This is a genomic window from Nocardia fodinahabitans, assembly GCF_052983615.1.
The window spans coordinates 6,730,726-6,757,293 of record NZ_JBRJJC010000001.1 but is presented as its reverse complement, the minus strand read 5'-3'; the positions used below and the strand labels follow the sequence as shown (position 1 = coordinate 6,757,293).

Sequence of the window (26,568 nt, the reverse complement as noted above, 5' to 3'; positions counted from 1 at the left end):
GCGGCGGCTCGCGCCGCCCCACGCGATCGGCGGCTAGATCGTCGCGTTCACCGCGTTCGATACCGCGTCCAGGGACGCGGCGACCACCGAGGTACCGCGCCCGAAGGCCCAGCCGGTGCGCCCGGCCACACGGTATTCCAGATAGCTGACGGCGGCACTGTCCACACCTTCGTCCACGGAATGCTGCGTCCGGCCCAGGATCTCGACCGGATGGCCCGCCGCGGCGAGTGCCGCGGTGACCGCCTCGACCGGGCCGATGCCGTGATGCGCCGAGCACAGTTCGCGACCGCCGACGTCGAGCACGATCTCGGTGTCCCCGTCGGCGATACGCCATCGCGTCAGCACGATGCGCGGATCCGGCACCGTGTAGGCCTGTTCGAACAGGGTGAACAGTTCCTTCGCGGTGATCTCGGCGCCGGTGTCGTCGACGTGCAGCTGCACCCGCCGGGCCAGGTCGATCTGCAGGCGCCGTGGCAGGTCCAGCCCGTACCCGGTCTGCAGCAGGTAGGCGATGCCGCCCTTGCCGGACTGGGAGTTCACCCGGATCACCGCGTCGTAGGAGCGACCGATATCTGCCGGGTCGATCGGCAGATACGGCACCTGCCAGGGCATTTCGCGCTCGGCGACCCCGGCGCGTGCCGCCTGTTCGCGATGGTGCGCCAGGCCCTTGCGGATCGCGTCCTGGTGGGTGCCGGAGAAGGCGGTGTGGACGAGATCGCCGACGTAGGGATGCCGTTCGTGCACCGGCAGCCGGGTGCAGTACTCGACCGTGCGGCGGATCTCGTCGACATCGGAGAAGTCGATCATCGGGTCGACACCCTGGGCGTGCAGATTGAGCGCCAGGGTCGCGATGTCGACATTGCCGGTGCGCTCACCGTTGCCGAAGACGCAGCCCTCCACCCGCTGCGCGCCGGCCAGCACCGCCAGTTCGGCGCAGGCGATGCCGGTCCCCCGGTCGTTGTGCGGGTGCACCGACAGGACCACCCCGTCACGACGGGCCAGGTTCCGGTGCATGTACTCGATCTGGTCGGCGTACACGTTCGGCGTCGCGACCTCCACCGTCGCGGGCAGATTCAGCGTCACCGGCCGCTGCGGGCAGGCCTGCCACAGCGCGGTCACCGCGTCGCAGATCTCCAGCGCGAAGTCCGGTTCGGTCAGGTTGAACACCTCGGGCGAGAACTGGAATCGCACGTTCGGCAGGTCACCCGCCGTGCCGAGCACATCGCGGGCACCGGCCAGGATCAGCTCCCGCAACTGCTCGCGCCCCTTGCCCAGCACGACCTCCCGCCAGACCGGCGCGGTGGCGAGGCGGAAGGATAGCCGACCTCGATCTCCTTGTACCCCATGGCAACCAGCAATTCGAAGAACCGGCGCTTGCGGTGGGGATCCATCGGTTCGGCCAGCGCCTGATTGCCGTCGCGCAGATCGACGGGCACCCACAGCGGGGCGGTGGTGATCGTGGCATCGGGCCAGTCCCGCTCTCCGGCAGGCACTTCCACGCGCGCGTGGATATCGCGGTAGCGATGCGACGGCATGGCCGAGTGGCGCTGCCGATTCCACGCGGGCGCGTCGGCGCCGACAGCGCCGGTGGGGGTGATCAGGGTGGGGAAGGTGTTCATGACGGTTCTGCTTCCTGGCCGGGGGCCACGAGACGACGGCGACCGGCCACGACAGAGCCCCACGGCGGGGCGGCCGGTCGATCAGACCCCGCCGTGGCGGCGGAGGAGAAGCGCGGTGTGCGTCATGATGGGTAAACTTCTACCACAACTCCTCAGACAAGTAGAGAGGTTTTCTGGTGGTTGCACAGGTCAGGCGCCAGCCGCTGGCTGCTCAGGCGGCCGAACTTCTGCTCGCCCGGATCCGCGGGGGCGAGTGGCCGCTGGGTCACCGATTACCGGGTGAGACACTGCTCGCCGCCCAGCTCGGCGTCGGCCGGTCGACGCTGCGGGAGGCGATCCGGGAGCTGGCGGGCAAAGGCGTGCTCGACAGCAGGCAGGGCGCGGGCGTGTTCGTCACCGCGCTCGATGTCAGCGAGGACTGGGACGTCGTGCTGCGCGGCGCGACCATCGCGGCGGTGATCGAGGCCCGCATCGCGATCGAGGCCGAAGCGGCCGCGCTGGCGGCACAGCGGCGCACCCCCGCCGACGTCCGCGCCATCCGCCGCGCGCTGGCCGGTCGCCGCGCCGACAGCCAGACCGTGGCCGAGCACGTCGACGCCGATATGGCCTTCCACCGCGCCGTGATCGTCGCCGCCCACAACGATGTGCTGACCCAGCTGTTCGACAGCTTCCTGCCGCGCCTGCGCCTGGCCATGATCGACATGCTCGAGTTGCGGCCCGTCGCCTCCGAGCAGGCCGACCACGCCGCGCACGAACAGCTCGCCCAGGCCGTCGCCGACCGGAACCCCACGGCGGCAGCCACCTTCAGCCGCACCCACTTGTCCGCGCTCGAGGAGGCTTTCGCATGACCGGCGCGGTGCGGGTGCTCGGCGAGCAATTCGGCCGGGTGGAGCTCGGCTGCGCCGCTGCATCGGGCACGTCGATCCGCGGCATCCCCTGCGCTATGCGCTGACGGTTCGAGAGGTCGTGCTGACCGGCATCACCGGCACGATCGACACCCCGATGCGCTGGTCCCCCACCGCCGACGACCTGGCCCGCGCCGACGCGATCATCGACACCCTCGGCCTCACCGGCAAGACCGCCGACATCTGGCCGACGCTGTCGCAGGGTGAACGCGGCCGCACCCTCATCGCCCGCGCCCTGATCAGCGGCCCCCGCGTACTACTGCTCGACGAGCCCTCCACCGGACTCGACCTGGCCGCCCGCGAACAGCTCCTCACCACCATCGACTCGCTCGACCGCACCCACCCCGAGGTCGCCCCGGTTCTGGTCACCCACCATCTCGAGGAACTGCCGAGCAGCACCACCCACGCCCTGCTCATCGCCGGCGGCCGCACCGTCGCCACCGGCCGCGCCGCCGAGGTCATCACAACCGACCACATCTCCACCGCCTTCGCCCACCCCATCGAGGTGCGCTACGACGACGGCCGCTGGAGCGCCCGCGCCCGCTGACACCCACCCGCCGCGGCGGTTACGATCGCGGGACATCGCATGTCGGAACCGACAGGAGGATGTCATGAGGATCGGGTACCGGATCGTCGCCGTCGCGGGAGCCACCGCGGCACTGTTCTCGGTGGGCGCGGGCATCGCCGCCGCCGAGGAAGCCCCGCCGCCGAAATCACCCCTGGTCGAGTACATCGAGTCCTGGCCGCCGGCCCCGGCCGGCTGTGACCGGGTCTGGGACCCCATCGAGGACGCCGTCGAGGATTCCGTCCCGGCCTACGCCGAGGCCGCGTTCGACGCCTTCGACGACTGGTGCGAGGGCGAGGCGGACTACTAGTACCGGTCCAGGTCGACGTCCGGGTCGGCGGCGAGCAGTTCGTCGGCCCGGGCCAGCGTGCGGTCGAGGTCGTCGGTGACCGCATCCAGGACCGACATGCCGTCGAGCATCTCGGACAGTTCGGCGCGCAGCGCGTCGAGCTCGGCGATGGCGGGATCGACGGTGGTCCAGGCGACGGTGTCGCGCCACCATCGGTCCTGCTGCACCCAGGACCAGACGACATCGCGCACGAGCAGCGCGTCGGTGGTGAACAGCTGGCGGTGGTCGGCGCCGTCGGTGTGCTCGAGTTCGTAGGTGCCGTCGTCGAGAAGGCGTGCCTGGATCCGCTCGGTCGCGGTGCGGGTCAGCAGCAGGAACGGATGATCGGGGGCCGGGTCGGTGGCGGCGGTGCCGGGATCGGCGGGGTCTACGGCCCGTGGCGCGCCGGAGCCGTCGCCGAGGTGGACCACGACCGCCGGCGATTCGTCACGCTGCGCACCCATCCGGCCAGTGTGCCGGATCGAGGCCGGGCGGGAACAGGGGTACCGATGAATCGGCGCCGATCACGCCGTCTACATCGACGACGTGAAGTCTGTCGACAGGAGGTCACCCAGTGAGCGACACCGAGGTCAGGGCCGCGATCGCGGCGCAGCGCACCGAGACGGCGGAATTCCTCGCCGGCGTGGACGAGGCGATCTGGGACGCGCCCACCCTCTGCGCCGGGTGGCGGGTCCGCGAGGTCGCGGCGCACCTGAGCATGCCGTTCCGGATGTCCCTGCCGCGATTCGTGCTCGGCATGATCACCAGTCGCGGCAGCTTCGACCGGCTGGCCGACCGTGAGGCCAGAGCCGATGCCGAGCGGATGAGCACGGCCGAGCTCGTCGCCGCCATCCGGGACAACGCCACCCACCCGTGGAAGCCGCCGGGCGGCGCCGGATACGCGAGCGCGCTCAGCCACGATGTGATCCACGGCCTCGACATCACCGTCGCGCTCGGGCGGGCCGAGCCGGTGCCGCTGGACCGGATGCGGCTGGTGCTCGCCGCCCACAACCCGCGCTCGGTCGGCTACTTCGGCGTCGACCTCGACGGAATCGCCTTGGTAGCCACCGATCTCGACTTCCGGCACCGCGAAGGCGAAGAGCTGTCGGGCGCGGCGCAGGACCTGCTGCTCGTCCTGTGCGGGCGCACGCTCCCCGCGGGCCGGCTGCACGGCGCCGCGGCGGACCGGTTCACCGGCGACCGATAATCGGACTGCGCGCCGCCGCGCCGGGCTGTACCGTCAGCCGGATGACGTGGACAGCGCCCGAAGTCATCCCGGCACGCACGCTGGTCGGGGTGGCGGAACGTCCGATGTTGCAGTCCTGGTTGGACTTCCATCGCCAGTCCCTGCTCAACAAGTGCGGCGGGCTCGACGGCGAGCAGCTCGCGATCCGCTCGGTCCCGCCGTCCACGCTGTCACTGCTGGGGCTGATCCGGCATCTCACCGAGGTCGAGCGGGGCTGGTTCCGGGTGTCGGCCGCCGGGGAGTCCGTCGAACCGGTCTACGGGTCCGAAGCGGAGCCGGACGCCGATTTCGACGACCTCACCTCGCTGCCCGCGGAGGAGGCGTTCGCGGTCTTCCACGCCGAGGTCGCGGCCTGCGACGCGGCGGTCGCCGACCTGCCGCTCGATCATGTCTTCCACGTCCCGTGGCGGTCCGACGGCTACACCCTGCGCTGGGTGTACCTGCACATGATCGAGGAATACGCCCGGCACAACGGACACGCCGACCTGCTGCGGGAGCGGATCGACGGCGTCACCGGCAGCTTCTGAGCGGGCTCAGGCGGTCCCGGTGATCACCTCGGTGGTGAGCTGATCGAGATCGTCGATCACCACGGCGGCCAGCGCCAGCGCGTCGGGGACCGGCGGGAACTCCGGGCGGGGATCGGCGATGAGCCGCATGCCCGCCGCGTGCGCCGAACGCAGGCCGTTGGTCGAATCCTCCACGGCGGTGCAGCCGGCCGGATCGACACCGAGCCGCTGGGCGATGGTGAGGTACACATCGGGCGCGGGCTTGCCCCGGCCGACCTCCTCGGTCGACAGGATCGCGGAGAAGTACTCGAGCAGACCGGACTTCGCGAGCACCAGGTCGATCAGGGAGCGCGGCGACGAACTGGCCAGACCCAGCTTCCACTGATTCGCGCACCGCTGCACCGCCTCGACAGCGCCCGGCAGCAACGGCACGTGGTGGGCGTACTTGTCGGCCATCAGATCGATGACCTTGGTCGAGATGTCGTCGAGCGGCATGGCGACCCCGAGGTCGTCGCTCATGTACGCGGCCCACTCCTGGGTGCTCATGCCCATCATCTTGTGCTGTGAATCCGGTTGCCACCGGCCACCTTTGAGGTCGACATAGTCGTGCCGGACCTGTCCCCAGAGGGGCTCGGAATCGATCAGCACGCCGTCCATGTCGAACACTACCGCCGCGATACCCATGCGCTCAGCCTTTCGCCGTTCATCCGCCGGGCACCGCGGGCGCGCCGGCTCTCCGGTACGTACAGACCTGCTCGGTGATCGGCACCAGCCTAATAGAGGCGGTCCGGCCGCGGTGAGCCGTGTCACGAGCGCGCACGCAAGTGGGACACCGGACGCGAACATCCAGCTCCGCAGCGATAACGTGTTGCATATGGACGATACACAGGTCGGCAACTCGCTGCCGGACGCAGAGCACCACGAGGGCGGGTTCCGGCCGGTCGCCGAGCTGATCCAGCAGCGCAGGGAAGCCAAACTCGACCAGACCATCGGCGGCCCGCACTACGGCGAGCTGGTCGAACAGGTGCGTGAGCTGATGGACCGCGCGCGCCTGCTCAACCCGTCCGACGAGCTGGCCAAGGAGACCATCGCGACGCTCGAGCAGCTCAACGCGCGCCTGGACGCCGCGGTCGTGGACGAGTGGTCGGCGCCGAGCTGGACCCGCACCGACCTGCCCTCGCGCGGCAACATCACGCTGCCGCCGTACCTGGTGGACAGCGCCGACGTCGACGGTGTCACCGCCAGGCTGACCTTCCGCACCTTCCACCTGGGCGGCAACAACGCCGCGCACGGCGGTCACATCGGCGTCGCCTTCGACGACATCCTCGGCATGACCGCCGCGGTGCACACCAAGGCCGTCACCCGCACCGCCTCGCTCACCATCGATTACCGCTCGATCACTCCGCTCAACAAGGAGCTGACGGTCCGCGCGCGGGTGGAGCGCACCGACGGCCGCAAGGTGTACCTGCGGGCCACGATGCACGACGGCGAGCGCCTGTGCGCCGAGGCCCATGGACTGTTCATCCTCCTCAAGCCCGGCCAGCCCTGATCGACCCGGCCGCCGGGCGACATCGTGATCGACGTGATCCGAGTGCCGCCCGCATCGGCCGGGGTGGCGGGCGATCGGGCGCACATCACCGCTCCCCGCGGCCGTCGCCCGCGCCCGGGACGGCACCGGTGAGGTGCCCACGTCACAGTGTCGGGGATCCGCGGCGTCGATAGGCTGGGTCGCATGAGCGCACTCCCGGGCACGTTCGTGACGGTCGCCGAGGACCTGGACTCGGTGACAACGGTCGGTCATGAAGACGACCCCGCCGAGGCCGGCACGTCCGCCGAGGCGGTCGCGCGACTGTGGGACTCCGTGCGCGACTGGTACGCGATGGGGACCACACCGGCGATCCAGGTGTGCCTGCGGCGCAACGGCAAGATCGTGCTGAACCGGACGATCGGTCACGGGTGGGGCAATGCGCCGAGGGACTCCCCCGGCACCGAAAAGATCCTGGCGACCCCGGACACGCCGTTCTGCGGCTTCTCGACCGCGAAAGGTGTCGCCGCCACGGTGATGTCCATGCTCGTCGAACAGGGCGCCTTCGCGCTGAACGACCGTGTGTGCGAATACATTCCGGAGTTCTCCTCGCATCGCAAGGACCGGATCACCATCGGTGACGTGCTGTCGCATTCGGCGGGCGTCCCGTTCATCACGCCGCCGTACCGGGGCAGCGAGGTCGTTCCCGACGAGGATCTCGCCGTCGCGGCGCTCGCCGATCTCGTCCCGAGCTGGCCACCCGGCCGGTTCCGCGTCTACCACGCGCTGACCAGCGGGCTGATCCAGCGTCTGCTGGTCCAGCGGGCGACCGGCAAGCGGATGCGGGAGCATCTCGCCGAGCAGGTGCTGATCCCGTTCGGCTTCCGCTGGAACAACTTCGGCGTCGACCCGGCCGATCTCGACAAGGTCGTGCCGAGTGTGAAGACGGGTCCGCCACCGTCACGATTGTCGTTGTTCCTCGCCCGCAAGGCGCTGGGCGGACGGATGGACAAGGCGTCCAAGGCCGACAACGACGCGTTCCTCACCGCCGAACTCCCCTCCGGGAACCTGGTGACGACCGCCTTCGAATTGTCGCGCTTCTACGAAATCCTCACGCGGGGTGGCGAACTCGACGGCATCCGGATCATCGAACCCGCCACGCTGGTCGAGGCGATCCGACCGGCCGACCGGATGCCCGGTGCGGCGGGCCGGGTCAGCCGCGCGGGGTTCGAATCGGGCGGGCGTCGATCGAAATTCGGCCGCGACACCCGATTCCATTTCGGCCGCAGCGGTCTGACGACGCAGTACGGCTGGGCCGACCCCGAACGTGGGCTCGCTGGCGCGATCCTCACCAGCGGCAAGGCCCGGACCGACACGAACCGCCCCTGGCAGCTGGTCGCCCAGGTGTCCGACACCCTGCCGCGACTGGACCGCGCACCGGAGTGGCTGAACCTCCGGTGAGCACGGCGGTGATCGCCGGCGCGTCCCAGTTCGCGCAGCGTTCCACCGACCAGCCCCTGGCGAGGGCCAGGCGCTCCTAGGTATCTGTCGTGAGGTAGCTCCGACCAACATTTCGATCGTGCGGCGCACGTCGGGTTCGGCCGGCTTCGCCTGCTGTTCGGGACCGGCGCGCTCGGCATTACGCGCGTGGTCGGCGCACACCCGGCCGGCATCGGTGGACGCACCGTCCGGCCGGAGCGGTCGGGCAACTGCACGTCCAGCAGACGTGCGTGTGCGCGCTATCGCGGCTCGTCCGCCGGTTCGGCGACGATCACCGTGCCGGTCGGTGCGTCGAGCAGCCGCGTCCGGCGGGCGGCTGCCAGGCGATGCTCTGGGCGAGAAAGCGTTCCGCACCGGCGGCGGCCGCGGCGAGCAGATTCGCGGTGCCCTCGGTACGGATGCGCGCGTTCGCCTCGCCGGAGGTCGCCAGGTCGGCGACATCGTCGGGGAGGTCGGTGAGCTGGTGCATCCCCAGATCGGGCGCGAAATCGGTGACCGCCGCGGCGAGGCCGGGCGCGTCGTAGACGTCGCGCACGATCGGGTGGGCTCCGGTGGTGCGGATCGCCGCCGCCTTGCCGGGGGATCGCGTCAGGCCCGCTACCTCGTGGCCCGCGCCGATCAGCAACGGCAGCAAGCGCGCTCCGATGACGCCCGTGGCGCCGGCGAGAAAGATACGCACGCCCCGACTCCAGCCGGGGCGGTGCGCCACGGGGCCGGAGGTCAGGTCCCGATCACTGCGTTCATGATCGTGCCGGCGCTGGTGGCCACCGCGCCGCCCGCCATGGCGCTGGCGATCATCTTCGGCGACTGCAGACCGCCGCCGCTCCACTTCTCCCAGGCGAACCGGCCGCCGCCGTAGGTGATGGCGGTGACGCCGGACAGCAGGATCATCCAGGTGAAGTACCGGCCCAACTGCAAGATCTTCTCCGCCATCGGCGGGGCTTCCGGCGTGGGGTTGCCGACCTGCGCGAGAACAGCGCCGTCCAACACAGCCAGGATCATGCTCACGATCGTGCTCCTTCGTCGGATGTTCGTGGTGAAGCCGATGTCGAGAACTCGTGACGCGGTAGAACCCCAGATCCATTGAACATTCAACCTCAGGCCGCTTCGATGGCGTAGCCGACACTCCGCGACGACCATGACCGCCGTCACACCCGTCGGGCCGTGTCACCGTCGCGCCCTGCCCCTACTATCGACAGCGCGGGGCTTGTCCGGAATCGGCGCGACGAGGCGCTGACCACCACCTTCATCGCCGAGCACGCGCAGCGTGCCACGTCTACCGTACCGCGAGGAGGGCACATGACTTTCCTGATTTCCTTGATCGTCGCGTTTCTTCTGGTGACCGCAGCAGTGGTAGCGGCCTCCTACGCCACCGTTTCCCTGACCTATTGGTTTGAATCACGACGGATCCGTCACGACCGGACGGACCCACACCCCGTACGCTGATCACCGCCCCGCCGACCCGATGCCCCCGCGACCGACACCGGTCTGCGGGGGCATCGCCGTGGCACGGTCAGTACGGTTCCAGCCCCGCCTGAGTGGCGATCACCGCCGCTTGGACACGCGATTGCACACCGAGTTTGGTCAGCACCCGGGAGACGTGGGTCTTCACGGTGGCTTCGCCGATGTGCAGGCGGCTACCGATCTGCTGGTTCGACAGCCCGGCCCCCAGACCGGCGAGCACCTGTCGTTCGCGCTCGGTGAGGGCGGACAGGTCCGGCGGCGGCGCCTGTGTCGTCGCCCGGGGCAGCGCGGCGATGACCGCGCGGGTCACCTTCGGGTCGAGCACCGCGTCGCCGTCGGCGACGGCGAGGACGGCGCGCACCAACTCGTCGCCACCGACGGATTTGAGCAGGAAGCCGCTCGCCCCCGCCGCGAGCGCGCCCAGGACGTAGTCGTCGATGGCGAAGGTGGTGAGCACCAGGACCTTCGCGTTCGTCTCGGCGACGATCGCGGCGGTGGCCTCGAGCCCGTCGACGCGCGGCATACGCACGTCCATCAGCACCACGTCCGGACGCAGCGCGCGGGTCTGCCGGAGCGCGGCGACACCGTCGCCCGCCTCGCCGACAACCCGGATCTGCCCGGATGACTCGAGCAGCATGGTGATCCCGGCCCGGATCGTGGCGTGATCGTCGGCCACCACCACCGTCACCGTCATCGCTCCCCCAGCGGCAGCCGCGCGCGCACGCACCAGGTGCCGTCCTCGGCACCCGCGGTAAGGGTGCCGTCGATCGATTCGGCGCGGAAGATCATGTTGCGCAATCCGTTTCCTTCCCCCTCGGAGCGACCCGGCGGGATCGGATTCGCGGCCGTCACGACCACCCGGCCCGCGTCGCGGCGCACGTCGATGGCCAGTGGCGCGCCCGGCGCGTGCTTGGTCGCGTTCGCGATCGTCTCGCCCAGGATGCGGGTGAGCACCGCTTCCACGGCGGTCGACAGCGGCAGGTCGGGTTGGCGTCGCAGGGTCACCGTCCCGCCCGCCGCCTCGGCGGCATCGATCAGTCCGTCCAGGGAGGAGAGCCGGGCCGTGACGGCGGTGTCGCCGGGGGAGGTCAGCAGGTCGATCGTCGCGCGCATCTCGTCGAGCGCGGCCAGGCTGCCCGCGCGGATCGATTGCAGGACGGCGGTATCGCCGGGCTTCTTCTGCGCCACCTCGGCCAGGATCGCGACCGCCGAGAGGTGCCCGGCGACGGTGTCGTGCAGGTCCCGGGCGACCCGCCTGCGTTCGTCACCGAGCGCGGCCGATCGCTCGGCGTCGCGCGCCGCGAGTTCTGCTCTGGCCGCGTTGCGTTCGACACCGACCATGCGGCGCGAGGCCCGCACCGCCCGCGCGTACCCCACCGGTGACCAGGTGATCGCGACACCGATCAGGACGGTGTAGATGGCCGCCCTGAGCCCCAGCACGGTCAACGCCAGCAGGGCACCGCCCGCGGTCACCGCGAGCGCGAACCCGGCGACCACCGCGCCGAGCCGGTCCGATCCGGTGCTCACGGCCAGGTAGATCACATCCGACAGCGCGATCCACAGCGGCAACGACGGGCCGAGGACGAAGTCACCGGCGAGCAGGACGACCATCAGCCCGAAGGCCAGACCCGGTCTGCGTTGCGCGGTCAGCTGAATCGCGAAGGCCGCGCACAGTAGCGCCAGCTTCGCCGCGGGTGGATACAGATCGCGATCCGTCACCACCGGCCAGCCGCCGGCGACCCACAGCAGCACCCCGACCAGGAAGACCCCGACGGCGGCCGCGGTCGCGGTGTCGAACACCGCCACGAGCCGGGACAGGGACGGGCGGGCAGCGGGCATGCCTCATTTCAGCACACCGCGACCGCGCCTCGGGTCCCCCGAAAGGTGGACCACACCCGCGCCGTCAGCGGGACGACGGCGCACCGGCGTGCCCGGCACAGTGGGGAAATGGACGCATCGAACAACCCCGTACTGCTGACGATCGCCGCGTGCGAGATCGGTTTCTGGGTGCTGGTAGTGGGCGGTCTGCTGCTGCGCTATGTGGCGCGGCTGCGCCGCGCCGGCCTGGTGACGCTGGCACTGGTTCCGGTGCTGGACGTGGTCCTGGTGATCGCGGTGGCCATCGATCTGCACCGGGGCGGCGAGGTGAGTTTCGCGCACCGGCTGGCCGGCATCTATCTCGGCTGCACGGTGATGTTCGGGCATCGGATGATCGAGTGGCTCGACGCGCGCTTCGCCCACCGCTTCGCCGGTGGACCGGCGCCGGTGAAGGTGCCGAAGTACGGTCCCGAACGCACCCGCAAGGAGTGGGCCGACTTCGCGCGCTGGCTCGGCGCGGCGGCCATCGCCGGCGCGCTCACGCTGGCGCTGAGCTACACGGTGGCCGATGCGCAGCAGCGCGAGCAGCTCATGGGCATATTCGGCTCGCTGGGGGTGATCACCGTGATCTGGCTGCTCACCGGGCCGGTGTGGGTCACGGGGTCCAAGCGCGGCTGACCCGCACGACCGATGCCCCGGTACCGATTCGGAACCGGGGCATCGTCGGATCCGCTCCCGCAGCCACCACCGGAGGAGAGATGCGTGCGGAGGCGGCGGCCGATATCGCGCCGCTTCCCCCGCCGCCCCGGACTGATCGCGGTCCCCTGATGCCGTTCGGCCCACCCGAATTCGTGGGACGATACTGTGCATTTGTTTAGTTGAGCTCATGAAGGGAGCCGCGGTGGCGACCGATACCGCACGTCCCGCGGTCGGACTGCGCTCCGAGCGCGGCGCGATCCTGGCCTCGCTGATGATGTCGACGAGCCTGGTGGCGCTGGATTCGACGATCATCGCCACCGGCGTCCTGACCATCACCGCCGATCTCGGCGGATTCGCGATGTTCCCGTGGTTGTTCTCGATCTATCTACTCACCCAGGCCGTGACGGTGCCGATCTACGGCAAGATCGCCGACACGGTCGGCCGGAAACCGGTGATCTTGTTCGGGATCGCGGTGTTCGCACTGGGCTCGCTGCTGTGCGGACTCGCGACGAGCATGGTGGCGCTGATCGTGTTCCGGGCGATCCAGGGCATCGGCGCTGGTGCGATCCAGCCGATGACGATGGTCATCGCGTCCGATCTGTACACCCTGCCCGAGCGGGCCAAGGTGCAGGGCTATCTGGCCGGGGTGTGGGCCGGGTCGGCGGTGCTCGGTCCCCTGGTCGGTGGCGCCTTCGCCGATTTCGCCAGCTGGCGCTGGATCTTCCTGGTCAACCTGCCGTTGGCGGCACTCGCCGGGGTGATGCTGCTGCGCAACTTCACCGAGACGACCCCGCGCCGGGCGCGCGGGCAGGTCGACTATCTCGGCGCGGCCCTGCTCACACTCGGCGCGGGCGCGCTGATCCTCGCGCTGCTCGAGGGCGGCCAGTCGTGGGCGTGGAACTCCCCCGTGAGCCTGGCGTTGTTCGCCGGCAGCGCCGTCGTGCTCGGCGTCTTCGGGGTCGCCGAGCACCGCACCGCGAATCCGATTCTGCCGCTGTGGATCTTCACCCGCCGGGTGGTGGTCGCCGCGAGCGCGGTGTCGATGCTGATCGGCGCGATCGTGCTCGGGCTCACCTCCTACGTGCCGACCTTCGCCCAGGGCGTCCTCGGCACCACCGCCACCCTCGCCGGCCTCACCGTCGGCGCCTTGACGATCGGCTGGCCGATCACCGCCTCCCAGGCGGGCCGGTTCTATCTGCGATGGGGCTTCCGCACCACCGCGCTGATCGGCAGCGCGATCGCGGTCGCCGGCTGCGTGGCGCTGCTGCCGATCGGTGCGCAGGCGAGTCCGCTGCAGCTCGCGGGAGCGTGTTTCCTCATCGGGGCGGGCATGGGTCTGGTCGCCAATCCGACCCTGATCGCCGCCCAGACCGACGCCGCCTGGTCCGAACGCGGCGTCGTCACCTCGGCGACGATGTTCGCCCGCTCCATCGGCAGCGCGGTCGGCGTCGCCGTGTTCGGCGCCATCGTCAACGCCCAGGTGAGTGCGGTCGACCGCCCGGACCCCGGCGAACTCGCCGACGCGATCCACCTGGTCTTCGTCACCCTTCTCGCCATGTCGATCGTCCTGCTCGCCGCCGCGGCCACCATGCCGGGCGCACGGCCCACCACCACCGCCGACGTCCAGGTCGACTGATCCCGCTACGCCGCAAGAACATTCGGTCGCAGCACCGAACTCCTCGTGGCCGATAGACACGGCACGCCCTGGGACCGCGCCGATCGCCCTCTCGGAGCACACCGCGGCCGTTTTGCCGGAATCGCCGGCCGCCCGGAATCGATCGGACGCCACTGCCGGCGGAGCTGCGCTGCACCGCCGGGTGAGCGCCGGTAGGGTCGAGACGGTGTGGGGTATAGGGGATTCGACGGATCCGGCCGGGCAGGGGGCGAGTCGGGCGAGGTCGTTCGGGGCGCAGGCCGCGGTGTACGCCGAGCATCGGCCGGACTACGCGGCGGCCGCGATCCGGTGGGCATTGGGGCCGGTCGGGCGGACAGACCCGGTGGTCCTCGACCTGGGCGCGGGCACCGGCAAGCTGACCGACGGATTGCTGGCGGCCGGGGCGGCGGCCATCGCGGTCGAACCCGATGCGGCGATGCTCGCGGAGCTGGTGCGGCGGTATCCGTCGGTGAGCGCGCTCTCCGGCGCGGCGGAAGCGATTCCGCTGCCGGACGACTCAGTCGACGCGGTGGTCGCCGGGCAGGCGTTCCACTGGTTCGATCAGGAACGCGCGTTCCCCGAGATCGCGCGGGTACTGCGGCCCGGTGGGGTGTTCGCGGCGTTGTGGAATACCGACGACAACAGCACCGAGTGGGTGGCCGGGCTTCAGCGGGTCTCCCGGTCGGAGGTGTCGTTCATCCCGTCCGAGACCGAGGAGAAGCTCCCGGCGCATCCACTGTTGACGGCATTCGAGAAGGCGGAGTTCGCGCACGCACAGCGACGCACCGCCGAATCGCTGGTGACGACGATCGGCACCCATTCGCACACCGTGGTGATCTCCCTGGAGCAGCGGACCGCGCTGCTCGACCGCATCCGGGACTACCTGCTCGCGACACCGGAGACCGCGCAGGGCGAGTTCGACTTCCCGTTGCGTACCGAGGTGATCCGGGCGGTGCTGCGCGGATCACCCCGGCACTGAGCGTCAGCTCGCGCGTTCCTCCAGGCCACGCACCACGTCGACGACCTCGCCCGGCGCGAACTCGACGACGCGGCGTACCCGCGAATTCGCGACGGGCGCCAGGTCGACGACGATCGGCGCGCCCGCGCCCGCCTGGGCGATCGCGGTGATCCGGTCCTGGAGGAAGCCACTGTCGCCGACGCCGACGCGGATGACGTCGCCGACCGTGAGCGCCTCGGCACGGACCGGGCCGCCGAAGGCCGCGGTGGGATCGAAGGTGCCGCAGCGGGTGTGCCCGGTGGTCGCGCCGAGACCACGTTCGGCGATGGTCCACCACACCGGCGATTCCGGCTCGCCCACATCGACGCGCGCGTGCCAGGCCAGCACACGGTCGCGTTCGGCCTCGGCCGCCGCACGGGTCTCGTGCAGGGAGACCTGTCGGCGGACCGGGGCGTTGCGGGAGCGGGTGGTGCCCGCCGCGCCGTCGATCACCAGGATCCACCGGGCGCCGACGGCGTCGTCGCGGCGGGCCGAGACCCGTTTGGCCAGCGCGAGTCCCGGTGTCGCGCCCAGCTGATCGGCCGCCTCCTCGATGCTCGTGACGAGCCCGAGCGAACGCAGCAACTCGGCGGCCGACAACTCCGAGGTCCCCAGTTCCTGCGCCAGCGCCGTCATCGGAGTGCGCCGGCGCCAGCCGATCCGGGCGCAGTGTTCGTGCCGGGTGAACCACAGTCCACTGCGGGTGCGGCGGTGCTGATCGACCACCACCGCCCACCAATCCCATTCCGGCTCGGCCACCAGCCGACCGCGAATCCAGCGTTCGCGCTCAGCCGTCGGCACCCGTTCCTCGGGTGGCACGAAATTGCGGAGGGCGGCGCGCACCGCGGATTCGGTGCGCCCCACCGTCTTCGCGGTACGCGCCAGGTCGGCCCCCGCGCGCAGATCGTCGGCCAGGACCCGGTATTCCGATTCGCGCCAGGTGGTCCCATGCCTGCTCGGTGGCTGCAGATCGCCACGGTCGTCGTCACTCATCCCCGTGCCCCCGTTCTCGCACCGCCCGGCCACACTCGCGCCGGGCTCGTTTGTGTGACCCTTCGACGATACCGGTGGGGTATGACAGAAAATGCTTGTCTGCCAGCGGCTTTCCAGCAAACGAGGACGGGTCGCGGCTACCCGGTGTGCGCGGCGCCGCGGCGACCGAAGGCGTAGTAGCCCAGGCACACCAGCGCCGCCCAGACCGCGCCGACGACCAGCGCGGTACGCCCGCCGTCGGTCCACAGCAGCAGCACCACGACCAGACCGAGGAAGCCCAGGGCGGCCCAGGTGGTCACGGGCGCGCCGGGCAGCCGGTAGTCGCCGGCGGGCAGCTCCCCCGCCCGCACCTTGGCGCGATACTTCAGGTGGCACACCAGGATCACGCCCCACACGACGATGATGCCCACGGTGCTGACCGAGGTGATGTAGGCGAAGGCCTTGTCCGGCGAGATCAGGTTGACCACGACGCCGATCACCATCGCCGCCGCCGAAGCGCAGATGCCGGTGAACGGCACCGACTGCTTGCTCAGCTTCGCGAAACCACCGGGTGCCTCCTCACGCAGCGCCAGGCTGCGCAGCATCCGGCCGGTGGAGTAGATGCCGGAGTTGCACGACGACAGCGCCGCGGTGAGCAGGACGAAGTTGATGATGCCCGCGGCGGCGGGGATGCCGATCTGCTCGAACACCTCGACGAACGGGCTGCGGCCGGCGTGGAAGGTGCGCCAGCTCGCCACCGACATGATCACCACGAGCGCGCCGACATAGAACAGGCCGATGCGAAACGGCAAGGTGTTGATCGCCTTGCGCAGCGTGGCCTTGGGATCACGCGCCTCCCCCGCCGTCACGCCCACCAGTTCGACGCCCACGTAGGCGAACACGACGATCTGGAGCACCAGCAGGGTCTGACCGAAGCCGTTCGGGAACACGCCGCCGTCGGCCCACAGATTGGTCACCGTCGGGTTCGCGGCGTGACCGAAGCCGAACACCAGCACGCCGATGCCGATCAGGATCATCGCCAGGATCGCGGTGACCTTGATGGCCGAGAACCAGAACTCACCCTCGCCGAAGAGCCGGACCGAGATCAGGTTCGCGGCGAACAACACCGCCAGCACCACCAGCGCGGTCACCCACTGCGGGATGTCGAACCAGTACTGCACGTACTTGCCCGCGACGGTGATCTCGGCCATGCAGGTCGACACCCACACCGCCCAGTACGACCAGCCGGTCGCGAAACCGGCGAAGCGGCCGAGGAATTCGTGCGCGTACTCGGCGAAGCTGCCCGACACCGGCCGATAGGTCAGCAACTCACCGAGCGCGCGCATGATCACGAAGATCGCCAGGCCCGCGGCCAGGTAGGCCAGGATCAACGACGGGCCTGCCTGCTCGATGGCGGCGCCGGAGCCGTAGAACAGGCCGGTGCCGATCGCGCCGCCGATGGCGATCATCTGGATGGTGCGCGGGCTCAGCCCGCGCGCGTAGCCCTCCGATTCGGTCGTCGGAGCAGGCGCCTGCACGGCTGCGGTGGATAGCCCGGGGCCGTCAGCTGACATGGATCGTGTCCTTCCGTCGCGTCGATCAGTCCTGCACGCTACCGCCCGGCAATCGCGGTCCGAGCCACCCCCGACGGGGCGTGGAAATACCGGCCGCTCCGCGCGGGTTGCCCCTTGCGGGGGTTCGGTCACTATCGAGGAGGCTCATGAGCGCGGTCACGCTGTCGGTTCTGGATCTGGCGCCGGTGCAAGCCGATGTGAGCGCGGGCGATGCCTTGCACGCGACGACGCGGCTGGCCCAGCACGCCGAGGAACTGGGCTTTCGCCGATTCTGGGTGGCCGAGCACCACAACATGCCCGGCATCGCCAGCTCGGCGCCGGCGGTCGTGCTGGCTCATCTGGCCGCCTCGACCGCGCGCATCCGGGTCGGTTCGGGCGGGGTGATGCTGCCCAACCATCCGCCGCTGGTGGTGGCCGAACAGTTCGGCACGCTCGAGGCCCTGCATCCCGGTCGCATCGATCTGGGTATCGGCCGTGCGCCCGGCACCGATCCGGTCACCGCGCGCGCCCTGCGCCGCAGCGCCGAAGGGCTCGGTGGCGAGTCGTTCCCCCGCGAGCTCACCGCGCTGATCGGCTTCTTCCGCGGCGCCGACGCCGAAGGCATCGTCGCCAGCCCCGGCCGCGGCGCCGAACCGGCGGTGTGGCTGCTCGGCTCGAGCGGCTACAGCGCGCAAGTGGCGGCGGTGCTCGGGCTGCCGTTCGCCTTCGCCCATCACATCGCCCCGGACAACACGGCCGCGGCGCTCGCGCTCTATCGCGACAACTTCCGACCCTCGGATGTGCTGAGCGAGCCGTACACGATCGTGGCCGCGTCGGCGATCTGCGCCGACACCGATGCCGCGGCCGACCGGCTCGCCGCGCCGCGCGACCTCGCCTTCGCCCAGCTGCGCGCGGGTCGCCCGCAGGCGCTGGCCACGCCGGAGCAGGCCGCCGGCTTCCCCGGCAGCGACGCCGAGCGCCGCTTCGCCGAGCAGCGCAAGACCGGTCAGCTGCAGGGCTCGCCGGACACGGTGCGCGCGCAGGCGGCCGCGCTGCTCGCCGCCACCTCGCCCGACGAACTCATGCTCAACACCCTCGTCTACGACATCGACGCCAGGATCCGCTCGCTCGAGCTCAGCAGCAAGGCGATCAACGGCTGAGCCGAGTCCGGCTCACAGCAGCCGGAATCCCCTGGTGTGCAACGACTCCCGCAGGCGGTGGCGTCCGTTGAGCGACGCCACCGAGGCGAGGCGGGCCAGCACGCGCTCGGTCCACGAGAACGGCAGCCCCTGATCGGAGTAGATCTCGCCGATCTGCCCCTCGGCCGGGTCGGGATGGCCGACGACCAGGCCGAATACCGCGAAGACGTGGTCGGGCAGCCCCTCAGCGTGAGCCGAACGGCGGTCCTGGTCCGGCCGATCGATACAGTGATGCAGGGGAGCCCGCCGACGGGTGGGACGAGGAAGCGCGTCATGGGCAAGGTGTTCGACCGGATCGACGGCAAACTACGGACCTTCATCGGCGAGCAGCCGATGTTCTTCGTCGGCACCGCGCCCTCGACAGGCGGCCATGTCAATGTCTCCCCCAAGGGCTACCGCGACACCTTCGCGGTCATCGACGAGCACACCGTCGCCTATCTCGACCTGTTCGGCAGCGGCGCGGAAACCATCGCCCATCTGCGCGACAACGGCCGGATCACCGTGATGTTCTGCTCGTTCACCCGCACCGCCCGCATCCTGCGGCTGTTCGGCACCGGCCGGGTCGTGCGCTCCGACTCGGCCGAATTCACCACGCTGCGTGACCATTTCGGCACCGGCCACACCGGGATCCGCGCAATTGTCGCGGTGTCGGTGGAGCGGATCGCCGACTCCTGCGGCTGGTCGGTGCCCTACCTCGACCTGGTCGAGGAACGCTCGATCCTCGACCAGGCCCACACCCGCCGCACCGACGCCGATTTCGCCCGCCGCATCGCCGGTGACAACGCCACCAGCATCGACGGCCTGCCCGCGCTGGAACCGGATCATCCACTGCCGTCCCAGGTCACGCGCGGGCGCACGCCGCACGCCGTGGACGGCTAAAGTGCGGCGGTGAACACCGGATCCGCCAGCTCGCTGCTCGACCGTCTCCTCGCCACCCAACCCGCGCCCGCCTGGTGGCTGGTGCTCGCCACCGCCGCTGTCGCGCTCGTGCTGGTCGGCTACCGGCCGCTGTGGCGGCTCACCAGGGCCGCGGTCACCGTGGCGCACGAGGGCGGACACGCGCTGGTCGCCCTGCTCACCGGGCGCAGGCTGCACGCGATCACCCTGCACACCGACACCTCGGGCCTGACCGTGTCCAGCGGCAAGCCGACCGGTCCCGGCATGATCCTCACCGCGGCCGCGGGCTACCCGGCGCCCGCGCTGCTCGGGCTGGGGTACGCGGCGCTGCTCGGGTCCGGCCGGGTGACGCTGATGCTGTGGGCGACACTGCTCATGCTGGCCGCCGTTCTCGTCAAGGTCCGCAATATCTACGGGCTGCTGACCGTCGCCGTGCTCGGTGCACTGGTGTTCGGGGTGTCCTGGTTCGGCACCGACCTGATGCAGGCCGGGTTCGCATATCTGGCCGCCTGGTTCCTGCTGGCCGCCGCGGTCCGCCCGGTGATCGAACTGCAGCGCAGCCGCCGCAGGCAGCCCGGCCACACCGCCTCCGACGCCGACCAGCTCGCCCGGCTCACCCATCTGCCCGCACTGCTCTGGGTGGGGATCTTCACCGCGCTGTGCCTGGCCGCGCTGTGCGTCGGCGGAGCGCTGCTGCTGGCGCCGGTGCAGCAGCTGCACCCGCTGCTTCAGCGGTGAGCGGCGCGCCAGGCCTCGACGACCTCGGTGACGAGAATGGTCGGCGCCTCGAGCGCGTCGAGGGTGATCCCCACTTCGTCGGGTTGTAGCGGTTCCAAGGTGGCCAGCTGAGAATCGAGCAGGGCCGTCGGCATGAAGTGGCCGAGCCTGCCGGTCATCCGGCGCAGCAGTTCCTCGCGGCCCGCGGCCAGGTGCACGAAATAGGTGTGCGGGGCGCCGCGGCGCAGCCGGTCGCGGTAGGTGCGGCGCAGCGCCGAGCACGCGGCGACGCCGCCGGATTCCTGATGGTCACCCAGCCAGCCCGCGACGATGTCGAGCCACGGCGCGCGGTCCTCGTCGGTCAGCGGGATACCGGCCGCCATCTTCTCGATGTTCTCGATGGGATGGAAGTCGTCACCCTCGGCGTAGGGCACCGCGAGCCGTTCGGCGGCGAGCGCGCCGACCGTCGTCTTCCCGCACCCGGACACGCCCATCACCACGATGACGGGTTGCACCACACCGACCTCCTCGTCCGAGCCACTGCCCTACAGGCTCACACACCGGACCGGGACCGGGTCCGGGAAACGCCGAACCGGCCGTCGATCCGCTGCCGGTTCAGGGAATGGGGCGGTCGGTGGGCAGATTGACGAAGCTCGGCGCGGCCGGGTCGAGGCGCAGGTGCTGGGGTTCCATGCCGCTCGCGTTCAGCATCGGCCGGAACGGCAGCGCCTTGGGCGCGTTGCCCGCGTAGACATCGATGCGCAGCCGATGCCCGGGTGCCAGGACCGCCTGGGTCGGGATGACGGCGACATCGAGGTCGGTGGGCGCGCCGGGCACCACCGGCAGCAGATGGTCGACGGTGAGCGGGTTGAACGGCGCGGTGAGATCGCCGTTGACCGAGCGGGCGCTGCGCCGTTCGTCGATCGCGCGCATCGATGTCGTGAGCTGGCCGGTGGTCAGCACGGTCGAGGTACCGTCGGGCGCCACATCGTTGACGGTGACGTTCCAGAATCCGTCGGTCGTGTCGTGCACGGTGTTGAGCCGCACATTGATCGGACCCGAGATCACCGTCTGCTCGGTGAGCGGCGCGCTGGTGAAGGTGAGCCCGTTGCGTTCGGCGATCCGGGAGTCCTTCGCGCAGGTGTCCAGCGCCGCGCCCATTCCGGCCGAACCCTGCGCCGCGTCACGCGAACAGATCGTGCTCAGACCCGGTGCGACGGTGAGGTCGTCGGTGGTCGTCGGCCCGGTGGCGCTGAGCGATCCGTCGTACAGGCTGTCCTCGGTGCTGCCGCTGGGCGCGGCCGAGAAGTAGACCCGGCGGTGCGTGACACCCGGCATCGGGAACTCCGGCAGCGTGATCCAGCTGCCGCCCTGCTGCTTCACCGTGACCGGCCCGAACGTGTCGACGCCGCTGTCGATGTCCTTGAGCCACTTGTCGAACCAGGCCCGCTGCAGTACGTCCAGCCGCGGCGGCGCGCCCGGAACACCGGTGCCCGCACCGGGATTGGCGTGATAGGTGTCGCCGACGACGAGCTGTTTGCGTCCGGCGGGCAGCGGGATCTGCTCGTAGAGCTTGGTCGCGCTGTTGGCGAAGATGTCGTGCCAGCCGCCGTAGACGAAGGTCGGCACGGTGACCTGCTCGGGATGGCCCATGATCGCTTCGCGGAACGCGGAGGTGTCGTCGAGCGCGCCGTCGAGCGCGGGCGGCATGTTCGACAGCGACGGGGTGAGCAGTGACTGAGCGAGCAGGTCGAAATTGGTGGTCGGGTCGGCGAGCCGATCGTGGAACCAGGTCCAGTCGAAGGTGCCGTCGGCCATCGACGCGACATCGGGCACGAGTTTGAGCTGGTTCACCGAGTTCAGCCACAGCGGCAGGAAGGTGGTGCCGACGCCGCCACCGGGGGCGACCACGTCGCGCATCAGATCGCTGCCCGGTTCCACGGGGAAGATCGCCTGCAGCGCGGCGGGGGCGTTCTCGGCCGCGCGCAGCTGGTTGATGCCGGAGTAGGAGCCGCCGCTCATCCCGATCCGGCCGTTCGACCACGGCTGGTGGGCCGCCCAGTCGATCACCTCACGGGTGTCGAGCTGTTCGCGCGCCCCGAGGGTGTCCCATTTGCCTTGTGACAGGCCGGTTCCGCGCACATCGGCGACGACGACGGTGTACCCGCTGCTGATGAGCTTGCGGTCGACGCCGAGCATGGTCTGGATCATGCCGCCGTCGAGCGCCTGCATCAGGTCGCCGAACCCGCTGATCGGCGTGGCCGACAGGTTCAGCCTGCGCACGATGTCGACCGCCGTGGCCTGCAGGCCCGGGATGGCGGCAGCGGATTCGATCAGGCCCGTCATCAGTTTCGAGTAAGGCGTGAGGCTGACGATCGTCGGCAGCGGTTGCTGCTCGATCTCGCCCGCCGCGTTCGCGGGCCGGTAGACATCGGCCTTGAGCACGACGCCATCGCTCATGGTGATCTGCACGCCGCGCTCCACCCGCACCTCGGGATAGGCGCCCGGCCCGTCGTGCAGAGCCGTCCAGTGCGCCGCCGGCGGTTCGGCCGGTTCACCTGCCGCCGGTCCGCCGCCACACCCGAGCACGACTATCACCGCGAGGATCGTCACCAGCATCCGGACGAGCCCGCGTTCGGAACCTCTCACCGCCATTGTGTCGCTCCCCGACCGGTTCGTTCGTCTCCACTGTTGACCTAGCCACCACACGATCGAGCGCGGAAACTGTAACAGGGGTAACGACCTGAGCCGCCCAGCGTCGGCCCGCTCGGACTGTCGCAGTGAATACGCGTTGTTCCAGTTCAGCGCGCTGCGCGGGTATCGCGGCTGTCGGTGGCTGGTGGTTGACTGGCACCTGCCGGCGCGGTTCCGGCCGGCTTCCATCCATCGCCGAGGAGGACGTTCGACTATGCCGACACGTGACGAAGCTTGGCCGCAGGGCACGCCCTGCTGGATCGATTGCCAGGTCGACGACACCACCGCCGCCCGCGACTTCTACAGTGCCCTGTTCGGCTGGGACATCCAGGACGGGCCCGCCGACGCGGGTGGCTACCTGATGGCGATGCTCGACGGCAGGCCCGCCGCCGGCATCGGCCCGAAACCCGGCGGCATGCCGATGCCCTCGGCCTGGACCACCTATTTCGCGGCCGAACGCGCCGACGAGATCGCCGAGAAGGTGAGCAAGGCTGGCGGACAGGTGTTCATGCCGCCGTTCGACATCCTCGACGTAGGCCGCATGTTCATCGGCGCCGACCCGACCGGCGGGGTGTTCGGCGTCTGGGAGGCCAAGGCGCACACCGGCGCCAACGTGTTCAACCAGCACGGCGCCTACTGCTGGAACGAACTGCACACCGGCGGCTACGACCAGGCGCACGACTTCTACCACACCGTGTTCGGCTGGCACTACACCGAGATCGGCGACGGCGAGAACTTCGTCTACTCCACCTTCGCGCTCCCCGGCGAGACCCACACCATCGGCGGCATGATGGACGCGTCCGCGCTGTCGACGCCCACCTACTGGCTCACCTGGATCCAGGTCGACGGCGCCGACGCGGCGCTGGCGAAGGCCACCGAACTGGGCGCCTCGGTGATCATGGGCCCCGACGACAGCCCGTTCGGGCGGATGGGCATCCTGCAGGCGCCCCAGGGCGAGGTGTTCGGCGTCATCGATCCGGCCGAGGCCGTCGGCGAGGTCCCCACCGGCGCCTGACGACGGGTTCCGGGCATGCGCCATGCCATCGCGTGGCGCATGCCGTGGTCACCGATTCCACGCGGACTCGCCCGATACGCCACGACCCGGCGTCGCCCCGGCCGCGGGCGCGCGGCAGCTCAACGCACGTTCGCTTGCGCGCGGTCCCCCATCGGCGAACGATTAACTGTGCGGTGGCTGCCGTCGCGGGCCGAGCGCGCACGCGCCCCGGTGGACACGACTCATCGGTCACCTCCGACGACCCAGGAGCCGACGATGTCCACACTGACACGCAAGAGTTTCGACGCACCCGAGGAAACCAGACCCTTCGAGCAGGACAAAGGCCGGCTCGATCTCGTGGCCCTCGACAGCGGGCCGGTGGGCCGGGCCGTATTCGAACCGGGCTGGCGCTGGTCGCTGCACGTCAAGCCGATCGCCGGGACCGAGAGTTGCCAGGCACCGCACATGGGCTACTGCCTGTCCGGCCGGATAGTAGTGGCGATGGACGACGGCGAACAGCAGGAATTCGGGCCCGGTGACCTGATGCTGGTGCCGCCCGGCCACGACGCCTGGGTGGTCGGCGACGAACCCTGCGTGATGCTCGATTGGCAGGGCGTCGCCGACTACGCCAAGCGGTAGCCGCTACGGCGTCACGATGGCGAAGTTCGGGTCCGGCTTGTCGATCAGGCCGGGCAGCTTCGTCAGCGCGGTGACATCGCCCTCGATGACGATGTCACCGCTGAGCACTTCCTTCTTCAGATCGCCGCCGCCGACGAGACTGCGGATCAGCACGGGCCGGGTCAGGGTGAGCGTGGCGTCCGGCGCGGGCAGCTGATCACCGGGGAACCGGTCGTAGTGCACGAGCACGCCGTTGCGCAGTTCCACGCGGTGGATCCGGTTGCCCTCGTCGCTGATCCGCCAGTCGCTGGTGGTCCGCGCGTCCCAGGCCTTCGGCCCGTCGATGCGCAGCGCCATCGCGTCGAACACCTGCTCCACGCTCAGTGCCGCGGCCAGCGCCGCCGAATTCGCCGAGGTCGGGGTGCCGAAGGAGCCGTTGCGCAGTTCGTGGGCGCCGCTGAGGTAGAAATTGCGCCAGGTGGCGTTCTCGGCGCCGTAGGCGAGCTGTTCGAAAGCGCTCGCCTGCAGGGCTTTCGCGGAGTCGTTGCCGGGATCGGCGAAGATCGCGTAGTTCAGCAGCTGCACCGCCCAGCGGAAATCCGCGGCGTCGTAGGCCCGCTGCGCCTGGTGCAGTACGGCGGCGGTCCCGCCCATCGCGTCGACGTGGCGGCGGGCGTTCTCCACCGGCGGATGCTCCCAGAGATGGGCCGGGTTGCCGTCGAACCAGCCCATATAGCGCTGGTAGACGGCCTTCACATTGTGGCTGACCGAGCCGTAGTAGCCGTGCGCGGACCAGGAGGCGGTGAGCGCGGGCGGCATCGTCATCATCTCGGCGATCTCGGCGCCGACGTAGCCTTTGTTGAGCAGCCGCAGCGTCTGATCGTTGAGGTAGGCGTAGAGATCGCGTTGCAGCGACAGGAATTCGACGATCCGGTCGGTGCCCCAGATCGGCCAGTGGTGTGACGGGAACACCAGCTCGGAGCGGCGACCATACCGGTTGATCGAATCGGTGAGGTATTTCGCCCACACGTGCGGGTCGCGGACCAGTGCGCCGCGCAGCGTGACGATGTTGTGCATGGTGTGCGTGGCGTTCTCGGCCATACACAGGATGCGACGGTCGGGGAAGTAGATGTTCATCTCCGACGGCGCCTCGGTGCCCGGCGTGAGCTGGAAGACCATCCGCACGCCGTCGACCGTCTCCACCTGATCGGTGTGGGTGACATCGCGCGTTGGCGGGATCAGGCTGACCGTTCCGACGGAGTTGGTCTGCCCCAGACCCGAGCCGACCTGTCCCTTCGGCCCGCGCGGCAGGGCGGCGCCGTACATGTAGGCGGCGCGGCGGGCCATCGCGGTGCCAGTGTAGATGTTCTCGGCGACAGCGTGTTCCAGGAAGCCGACCGGGGCGATCACCGGACAGCGGCCCGCCGCGACGTCCTGCGGGGCCAGGACGCCATAGCTGCCGCCGAAGTGGTCGACGTGGGAGTGCGAGTAGATCAGGCCGGTGACCGGCCGGTCGCCACGGTGTGTGCGATACAGCGCCAGGCCCGCCGCCGCGGTTTCGGCCGAGACTAGCGGGTCGATGACCACGACGCCGGTGTCGCCCTCGATCAGCGTCATATTCGACAGATCGAGGCCGCGGATCTGATAGAAGCCGGGCGCGATCTCGTAGAGCCCCTGCTTCACGGTGAGCTGGGACTGCCGCCACAGACTCGGATTCACCGACTGTGGACAGGCGCCGGCCAGGAAGTCATAGGCGTCGGTGTCCCACACCACCTTTCCCGAGGCGTCGGTGACCTTGCCCGGTTCGAGGGAGGCGATCCAGCCGCGATCGGCGTCGGCGAAATCGGCGGTGTCGCCGAAGGGCAGGGAGTCGGCCAGCGCGCGATTGGCGTCGACGACCGCCTTCGTCGGGTCGGTCTGCGTTGTCGACGGCGTGATCGCGGCGCTGTCGTCGCCGCAGCCGGTGACCGTGAGGCCGACGGCCAGTGCGGCGGCCGCTCCGGCTCCGACGCCGAGCATGCCGCGTCGCGACACCTCGAACCGATCCGTGTTCGTCCCGTCCACCACTTCAACCTCACTCAGGTGATCACTTCCCGCC

Annotated in this window: 26 protein-coding genes and 2 pseudogenes; 16 read left to right on the top strand and 12 right to left on the bottom strand. The window is 70.2% G+C overall.

Annotated elements, in window-relative coordinates; all coding sequences use genetic code 11:
- Window positions 1-33: 33 nt before the first annotated feature.
- A pseudogene (locus NV348_RS31925) lies at window positions 34-1,391 on the bottom strand (2-isopropylmalate synthase).
- 404 nt (window positions 1,392-1,795) lie between these two features.
- Between NV348_RS31925 and NV348_RS31920 the strand changes: the two are divergent.
- The 3 genes and pseudogenes from NV348_RS31920 (at window position 1,796) to NV348_RS31910 (ending at window position 3,399) form a co-directional block, all read left to right on the top strand.
- Window positions 1,796-2,467 (top strand): FadR/GntR family transcriptional regulator, encoded by a 672-nt coding sequence (locus tag NV348_RS31920; protein WP_447150199.1) that lies wholly within the window; start codon window positions 1,796-1,798, stop codon window positions 2,465-2,467.
- A pseudogene (locus NV348_RS31915) lies at window positions 2,458-3,071 on the top strand (ABC transporter ATP-binding protein); the annotation flags it as partial. The gene NV348_RS31920 and the pseudogene NV348_RS31915, both read left to right, overlap by 10 nt.
- A gap of 64 nt (window positions 3,072-3,135) precedes the next feature.
- On the top strand, window positions 3,136-3,399 hold the full coding sequence (locus NV348_RS31910; RefSeq protein ID WP_447150198.1) for a hypothetical protein: 264 nt from the start codon (window positions 3,136-3,138) through the stop codon (window positions 3,397-3,399).
- On the opposite strand, the gene NV348_RS31905 is transcribed toward NV348_RS31910, so the two are convergent.
- The gene (locus tag NV348_RS31905) at window positions 3,396-3,881 is read right to left on the bottom strand and encodes a hypothetical protein (protein ID WP_447150197.1); all 486 of its coding nucleotides are present in this window, start codon (window positions 3,879-3,881) and stop codon (window positions 3,396-3,398) included. The two genes, NV348_RS31910 and NV348_RS31905, sit on opposite strands and share 4 nt — an antisense overlap.
- Before the next feature lie 110 nt (window positions 3,882-3,991).
- Between NV348_RS31905 and NV348_RS31900 the strand changes: the two genes are divergently transcribed.
- Both NV348_RS31900 and NV348_RS31895 read left to right on the top strand, forming a co-directional pair.
- Entirely contained in the window at window positions 3,992-4,624 is a 633-nt protein-coding gene (locus NV348_RS31900) for a maleylpyruvate isomerase family mycothiol-dependent enzyme (protein WP_447150196.1), read from the top strand.
- A 41-nt stretch (window positions 4,625-4,665) separates the two neighbouring features.
- On the top strand, window positions 4,666-5,190 hold the full coding sequence (locus NV348_RS31895) for a DinB family protein (protein ID WP_447150195.1): 525 nt from the start codon (window positions 4,666-4,668) through the stop codon (window positions 5,188-5,190).
- Between the two features lie 6 nt (window positions 5,191-5,196).
- Here the strand turns inward: NV348_RS31895 and NV348_RS31890 are convergent, their stop codons facing one another.
- Window positions 5,197-5,853 carry an HAD family hydrolase gene (locus NV348_RS31890; protein ID WP_447150194.1) on the bottom strand — a complete coding sequence of 219 codons (657 nt, stop codon included), beginning with the start codon at window positions 5,851-5,853 and terminating at the stop codon, window positions 5,197-5,199.
- Window positions 5,854-6,043: 190 nt separating this feature from the next.
- Between NV348_RS31890 and NV348_RS31885 the strand changes: the two genes are divergently transcribed.
- Together NV348_RS31885 and NV348_RS31880 are read left to right on the top strand one after the other, a co-directional pair.
- The gene (locus tag NV348_RS31885; protein WP_447150193.1) at window positions 6,044-6,718 is read left to right on the top strand and encodes a PaaI family thioesterase; all 675 of its coding nucleotides are present in this window, start codon (window positions 6,044-6,046) and stop codon (window positions 6,716-6,718) included.
- A 183-nt stretch (window positions 6,719-6,901) separates the two neighbouring features.
- Window positions 6,902-8,155, top strand: a complete 1,254-nt coding sequence (locus NV348_RS31880) for a serine hydrolase (RefSeq protein ID WP_447150192.1) — start codon at window positions 6,902-6,904, stop codon at window positions 8,153-8,155.
- Window positions 8,156-8,465: 310 nt separating this feature from the next.
- On the opposite strand, the gene NV348_RS31875 is transcribed toward NV348_RS31880, so the two are convergent.
- On the bottom strand, window positions 8,466-8,873 hold the full coding sequence (locus NV348_RS31875) for an NAD-dependent epimerase/dehydratase family protein (protein WP_447150191.1): 408 nt from the start codon (window positions 8,871-8,873) through the stop codon (window positions 8,466-8,468).
- A gap of 41 nt (window positions 8,874-8,914) precedes the next feature.
- Window positions 8,915-9,196, bottom strand: a complete 282-nt coding sequence (locus tag NV348_RS31870) for a hypothetical protein (protein ID WP_019046714.1) — start codon at window positions 9,194-9,196, stop codon at window positions 8,915-8,917.
- A 297-nt stretch (window positions 9,197-9,493) separates the two neighbouring features.
- Here NV348_RS31870 and NV348_RS31865 point away from each other — a divergent pair, with 297 nt between their 5' ends.
- Window positions 9,494-9,640 carry a hypothetical protein gene (locus NV348_RS31865; protein WP_447150190.1) on the top strand — a complete coding sequence of 49 codons (147 nt, stop codon included), beginning with the start codon at window positions 9,494-9,496 and terminating at the stop codon, window positions 9,638-9,640.
- 67 nt (window positions 9,641-9,707) lie between these two features.
- Here the strand turns inward: NV348_RS31865 and NV348_RS31860 are convergent, their stop codons facing one another.
- Together NV348_RS31860 and NV348_RS31855 are read right to left on the bottom strand one after the other, a co-directional pair.
- Window positions 9,708-10,352: a response regulator gene (locus NV348_RS31860; protein ID WP_447150189.1), complete on the bottom strand. Its 645-nt coding sequence runs from the start codon at window positions 10,350-10,352 to the stop codon at window positions 9,708-9,710.
- Window positions 10,349-11,497: a sensor histidine kinase gene (locus tag NV348_RS31855; protein WP_447150188.1), complete on the bottom strand. Its 1,149-nt coding sequence runs from the start codon at window positions 11,495-11,497 to the stop codon at window positions 10,349-10,351. The genes NV348_RS31860 and NV348_RS31855 overlap by 4 nt, the downstream gene beginning before the upstream one ends.
- A gap of 108 nt (window positions 11,498-11,605) precedes the next feature.
- On the opposite strand from NV348_RS31855, the gene NV348_RS31850 reads away from it, so the two are divergent.
- From NV348_RS31850 to NV348_RS31840, 3 genes are all read left to right on the top strand, one after another.
- Window positions 11,606-12,154 (top strand): hypothetical protein, encoded by a 549-nt coding sequence (locus tag NV348_RS31850; protein ID WP_447150187.1) that lies wholly within the window; start codon window positions 11,606-11,608, stop codon window positions 12,152-12,154.
- A 223-nt stretch (window positions 12,155-12,377) separates the two neighbouring features.
- A complete protein-coding gene (locus tag NV348_RS31845) occupies window positions 12,378-13,811 on the top strand; it encodes an MFS transporter (RefSeq protein ID WP_447150186.1) in 1,434 nt (477 codons plus the stop codon).
- Between the two features lie 181 nt (window positions 13,812-13,992).
- Window positions 13,993-14,808 (top strand): class I SAM-dependent methyltransferase, encoded by an 816-nt coding sequence (locus NV348_RS31840; protein WP_447150185.1) that lies wholly within the window; start codon window positions 13,993-13,995, stop codon window positions 14,806-14,808.
- A 3-nt stretch (window positions 14,809-14,811) separates the two neighbouring features.
- Here the strand turns inward: NV348_RS31840 and NV348_RS31835 are convergent, their stop codons facing one another.
- Window positions 14,812-15,819: a hypothetical protein gene (locus NV348_RS31835; protein ID WP_447150184.1), complete on the bottom strand. Its 1,008-nt coding sequence runs from the start codon at window positions 15,817-15,819 to the stop codon at window positions 14,812-14,814.
- Between the two features lie 137 nt (window positions 15,820-15,956).
- A complete protein-coding gene (locus tag NV348_RS31830; RefSeq protein WP_447150183.1) occupies window positions 15,957-17,372 on the bottom strand; it encodes an amino acid permease in 1,416 nt (471 codons plus the stop codon).
- 146 nt (window positions 17,373-17,518) lie between these two features.
- Here NV348_RS31830 and NV348_RS31825 point away from each other — a divergent pair, with 146 nt between their 5' ends.
- From NV348_RS31825 to NV348_RS31815, 3 genes are all read left to right on the top strand, one after another.
- Window positions 17,519-18,511 (top strand): LLM class flavin-dependent oxidoreductase, encoded by a 993-nt coding sequence (locus NV348_RS31825; protein ID WP_447150182.1) that lies wholly within the window; start codon window positions 17,519-17,521, stop codon window positions 18,509-18,511.
- A 312-nt stretch (window positions 18,512-18,823) separates the two neighbouring features.
- Window positions 18,824-19,429 carry a pyridoxamine 5'-phosphate oxidase family protein gene (locus tag NV348_RS31820; protein ID WP_447150181.1) on the top strand — a complete coding sequence of 202 codons (606 nt, stop codon included), beginning with the start codon at window positions 18,824-18,826 and terminating at the stop codon, window positions 19,427-19,429.
- A gap of 9 nt (window positions 19,430-19,438) precedes the next feature.
- The gene (locus NV348_RS31815) at window positions 19,439-20,185 is read left to right on the top strand and encodes a M50 family metallopeptidase (RefSeq protein ID WP_447150180.1); all 747 of its coding nucleotides are present in this window, start codon (window positions 19,439-19,441) and stop codon (window positions 20,183-20,185) included.
- On the opposite strand, the gene NV348_RS31810 is transcribed toward NV348_RS31815, so the two are convergent.
- Window positions 20,176-20,658 carry a gluconokinase gene (locus tag NV348_RS31810; RefSeq protein WP_447151202.1) on the bottom strand — a complete coding sequence of 161 codons (483 nt, stop codon included), beginning with the start codon at window positions 20,656-20,658 and terminating at the stop codon, window positions 20,176-20,178. The two genes, NV348_RS31815 and NV348_RS31810, sit on opposite strands and share 10 nt — an antisense overlap.
- A 121-nt stretch (window positions 20,659-20,779) precedes the next feature.
- Window positions 20,780-22,819, bottom strand: coding sequence for a CocE/NonD family hydrolase (locus tag NV348_RS31805; protein WP_447150179.1), 2,040 nt, complete (start codon window positions 22,817-22,819; stop codon window positions 20,780-20,782).
- A 253-nt stretch (window positions 22,820-23,072) separates the two neighbouring features.
- On the opposite strand from NV348_RS31805, the gene NV348_RS31800 reads away from it, so the two are divergent.
- Window positions 23,073-23,873 (top strand): VOC family protein, encoded by an 801-nt coding sequence (locus tag NV348_RS31800; RefSeq protein WP_447150178.1) that lies wholly within the window; start codon window positions 23,073-23,075, stop codon window positions 23,871-23,873.
- Between the two features lie 255 nt (window positions 23,874-24,128).
- Window positions 24,129-24,491, top strand: a complete 363-nt coding sequence (locus tag NV348_RS31795) for a cupin domain-containing protein (RefSeq protein ID WP_447150177.1) — start codon at window positions 24,129-24,131, stop codon at window positions 24,489-24,491.
- A gap of 3 nt (window positions 24,492-24,494) precedes the next feature.
- Here the strand turns inward: NV348_RS31795 and NV348_RS31790 are convergent, their stop codons facing one another.
- The gene (locus NV348_RS31790) at window positions 24,495-26,537 is read right to left on the bottom strand and encodes an alkyl/aryl-sulfatase (RefSeq protein WP_447150176.1); all 2,043 of its coding nucleotides are present in this window, start codon (window positions 26,535-26,537) and stop codon (window positions 24,495-24,497) included.
- Window positions 26,538-26,568 lie beyond the last annotated feature (31 nt).